Source organism: Lishizhenia sp. (assembly GCF_057456495.1).
In genome coordinates, this window is record NZ_JBVCPV010000224.1 from 1 (window position 1) to 4,121 (window position 4,121).

The 4,121-nt window shown below is 38.0% G+C and carries 3 protein-coding genes; 1 reads left to right on the plus strand and 2 read right to left on the minus strand.

What is annotated here, in order from left to right:
• Both AC22ZQ_RS12935 and rpsO read right to left on the minus strand, forming a co-directional pair.
• A partial coding sequence (locus AC22ZQ_RS12935) for a polyribonucleotide nucleotidyltransferase (RefSeq protein WP_318959183.1) occupies positions 1-1,488 on the minus strand: 1,488 nt, incomplete at its 3' end.
• A gap of 146 nt (positions 1,489-1,634) precedes the next feature.
• Positions 1,635-1,904, minus strand: a complete 270-nt coding sequence (gene rpsO, locus AC22ZQ_RS12940; RefSeq protein ID WP_090245022.1) for a 30S ribosomal protein S15 — start codon at positions 1,902-1,904, stop codon at positions 1,635-1,637.
• 343 nt (positions 1,905-2,247) lie between these two features.
• On the opposite strand from rpsO, the gene AC22ZQ_RS12945 reads away from it, so the two are divergent.
• Positions 2,248-3,813: a DUF4419 domain-containing protein gene (locus AC22ZQ_RS12945; RefSeq protein ID WP_318959184.1), complete on the plus strand. Its 1,566-nt coding sequence runs from the start codon at positions 2,248-2,250 to the stop codon at positions 3,811-3,813.
• Positions 3,814-4,121 lie beyond the last annotated feature (308 nt).

The window sequence follows — 4,121 nt, forward strand, 5'->3', positions numbered from 1 at the left end:
AAAGTCCATATCACCTAAGTGATCTTCGTCTCCTAAGATATCAGATAATACTGCGAAATCTCCCTCTTTGTTGATGATCAATCCCATTGCGATACCTGATACTGGCGACTTCATTTGGATACCACCGTCCATCAACGCTAATGTTGAAGCACAAACTGTAGCCATAGATGAAGAACCGTTAGATTCCAAAATCTCAGATACCAAACGAATTGTGTAAGGGTTGTCTTCTGGTAGCATAGGCTTAATCGCTCTCCATGCTAAGTTACCGTGACCAATCTCTCTACGAGATACACCTCTAATAGGACGTGCTTCTCCAGTTGAGAATGGAGGGAAGTTGTAGTGCAACATGAAGTTTTCAGTTCCTCTGAATGTTGCTCCATCTAACATTTGCTCATCTAACTTACCACCTAAAGTTAAAGTAGTTAACGATTGTGTTTCACCTCTTGTAAAGATAGCAGAACCGTGTGTCATTGGTAAGTAATCAACCTCACACCAGATAGGTCTGATTTCTTCAAACTTACGTCCATCTAAACGGATACGCTCTTTTAAGATAACGTAACGAACTGCTTCTTTCATTGCTTTCTTGAAGTAAACTCCAATTAAAGCTCCGTATTCTTCTTGCTCTTCTTCTGTGAATTGAGCAGTGATTTCTTCTTTAATAGCACCGAATAACTCAGCTCTTTTCGCTTTGTCAGCCAATCCTTGTCTTGCAACATCCGCACATTTGTCGTACGCCATTTCGTGGATACGCTTCTCTAATGCTTCATCGTGCGTTTCGTGAGAGTACTCTCTTTTAGGAGAAGAAGTAGGAACTTCTGCAGCTAATTCCAATTGGAATGCACATTGTTCTTTAATTGCTTCGTGACCTAATTTGATTACTTCGATCATATCTTCTTCAGAGGCTTCTTGCATTTCACCCTCTAACATTACGATATCTTTCTCAGTACCTGCTAACATAATATCCATGTCAGCTTTCTCCATTTCCTCTTTCGTAGGGTTGATGATGTATTCACCTTCAACACGTGCAACTCTTACCTCAGACATTGGACCGTTGAAAGGAATGTCAGAAACTGCTAAACAAGCTGAAGCTGCGAATCCAGCCAATGCATCTGGTTGGTTAACACCATCGTAAGAAATCAATTGAATCATCAATTGTGTATCTGCGTGGTAATCTTCTGGGAACAACGGACGCAATGCACGGTCAACTAAACGCATAACCAATACTTCGCTATCTGTAGGACGTGCTTCACGTCTTAAGAATCCTCCAGGAATTTTACCTGCAGCTGCAAATTTTTCTCTGTAATCAACAGTTAAAGGAAGGAAGTCAACTCCTTCTTTAGCTTCTTTTGCTGATACAACTGTTGCTAACAACATTGTATCTCCCATTCGTAACACTACTGATCCATCGGCCTGTTTTGCCAACTTTCCTGTTTCGATGGAAATCTCTTTTCCACCTGTAGTGATGGTCTTTTTTATTCCTATATTCATATCTATGTATTACATATTCACACAGTTACACTGCGACTAGCACGTTTTATAATGCTAGGTTTTTTATAAAAAAAGGGCAGTCGAACTGAATCGATTGCCCCCTCTTTAATACGTTTCGTCTTCTAAAATAAGAAAACTTTGTAGAATTATCTTCTTAATCCTAATTCCTTAACAATAGCACGGTAACGAGCGATGTCTTTCTTCTTTAAGTAATCTAAAAGACTTCTTCTTTTACCAACTAATAACTGAAGAGCACGTTGTGTAGCGTAATCTTTACGGTTCTTTTTCAAGTGTCCAGTTAAGTGACTAATTCTGTAAGTGAACAAAGCGATTTGTCCCTCTGCAGAACCTGTGTCTGCTCCTGATTTTCCGTGTTTTGCGAAAATCTCTTGTTTTTTTTCTGGTGCTAAATACATTCCAATATTGTTTAATGATTTTTATGTATACGCCTAATTGCGTGGGGCAAAGATAGTTTATTTTTTAGGATTGAAAATTTTTTAAGATGTTTTCTTTCTGAAAATCTGCAGTTATAGGAGCTTTCTATAAAGGTAAATGTAAAAGTAGCACTCTCCACGGGATAGAATCGCGCGGAAGCGTGTTACTTTTTTTTGGGTCTGCATTTAAAGTATAAACCAAAGGTACAAAGCCATGAATTGCAGCGATAAAATTCTGATTTGTTTGTTTTGCTGTGCTTTGTACCTTTTCAAGTTTCCACTGTAAAGAATCAAAGAGTCAATGTTTTACCTTTATAAATGAACTATGAAATCAATATTGCTTATCATTTTTAGTTTCTATACATTTTTTAGTTTTTCTCAGCTAGGATTATCAAATGCAACAGTGTTTGAAGTAGATGAAGTTGAGACAGCTACAATTTTGTTACCCACTGAACCTGTTGACTCTTGTTTGTCTAAAAAATTAGGAAGAGATATCGTTTATATTTCGAAGGATGTAAAAGGTAAGGATTATGTAAGGATAGGAATCCAGAATTCTTTTATCGGTGCCTTACACGTGTCTTATGCAGAACATAGGCCCTTTGTTTTAACTCCAGAGTCTTTTTGGCTCTGTGTGTTGCAGGGGGTAAATCATAAACGATCATCTACTACTGATGATGCTCCGAACAAGAAGGATATGTTGGTGAGATACGATGATGTGGCATTGGATGATGATGCGAGTTGGAGTTCGGTACTCAAGGGGTTTGAAACTTCTTTGAAGAAGGAATTGACCTCGACAGAACTTGATTTTTATATCCCTCAATTTTCCAATACTTCAGCGGACGAACATAATGTTTTCGTAATCACTCAAATGGAAGGGGTGAGTCACGTTTATAATTACCAATTAATTTCGGGATGTGGAATTCCTAAAATTTACCTCAGAGGAAGTCTCGAAGATTGGTATTGGATTCAAAAGAATTTAGACAAACTGAAAGAGTATGGATTACAAGAATGGGCTGAAGTTTTAAAACCAATAGTGAAAGAGGTGATTGCAGCTAAAAAAGGAAATGCTCGTCGAGAGTTTTGGAGAGAAATGTATAAAACTGAAGAAGTGTATATGAACTTGTACATCTCTGGATGGGTGCTAAAACTATTTCCTTTTATAGAGAAGAGTATTTATCGAAGGAATGGTGATGATTCTCGTGTAATAGATACGCTCGTAGAAAACCCTTACATGAAGAATCGTGATTATTTAGGGTCTGATTTAACCATAGATGATATACCCATGGGGAGTTCGACAGTAGAAATAGAATGGGAAGATAGGTTCAATAACAAGAAGTCAATCAAAAAAATAATTGGTGGTTTTTTATTGGTTTATCAACATCATAATATGGCGTTAGAGCCCGTGATAACTTGGTGTGTTACTGGTAATGATAGGTTTGAAAGACGTAATTTGCATTACATGATAGATTCATGGGATCACGAATACAAGAACAAAGAATATTGGTCGCATCAAATCTATAGAAAGCCAATAACGAAAGCAACAGTTATTTATTCAGAAATTAGTAAGGAAGAAGAGGGCTTGCCAAATGAGGTGTTGTTAAAACAAAGAATAGAGAAAAGAGCGCTTAAGAATGGTATTGATTTGAAAGGGGTAAATGTTGCGTTAATCGTGTTGTCTAACGGAACATTATATAAAGTGATTTTCGATGGAAGAAAGTTAGCGAAGAAGAGTGAAGTTTTGTTGACGAATTATATAATGGATGAGTTTTCGGATTGGACTCCTGCTACTTCTAATCAGTTTCCTAGAGGTACTTGGAGGGGGATGCACGGTAGTGATGCTGGAGAGGTTGAGCCCTTTAGGGTGAATAGTCGAGTTGACTTAGCGTTTTAATCTTTCCAAAAAGGATAGCAGCGGCACGGGCTGAGCTTCTGGCGTGATGAACTTGAGGTGTTGGGGCGACAGCGAGAGCCACAAAAGCCCTTAGTGTAATAGCCGAGTAGGGCAGTTTGTACAGCGAATAGCCTGGTTTTACCATCCCGTAGGGTGGTGGAATTTGGCCTAATGAATTCAAAAATCATTTCTCCACTTCGCTCGAGAACCTTTTAAAACTTCTCTTTGTTAAAAGATATTCAGCAAACGTATAACTCAATATTTATTCAAAAACCAGGGTGTAAAATTCAAAAAGCGGTTTCGGGAAA

Excerpts from the sequence above, each read along its gene's own strand:
- AC22ZQ_RS12945 (WP_318959184.1), top strand. The coding sequence starts at position 2,248 with ATGAAATCAATATTGCTTATCATTTTTAGTTTCTATACATTTTTTAGT.
- rpsO (WP_090245022.1), bottom strand. The coding sequence starts at position 1,904 with ATGTATTTAGCACCAGAAAAAAAACAAGAGATTTTCGCAAAACACGGA.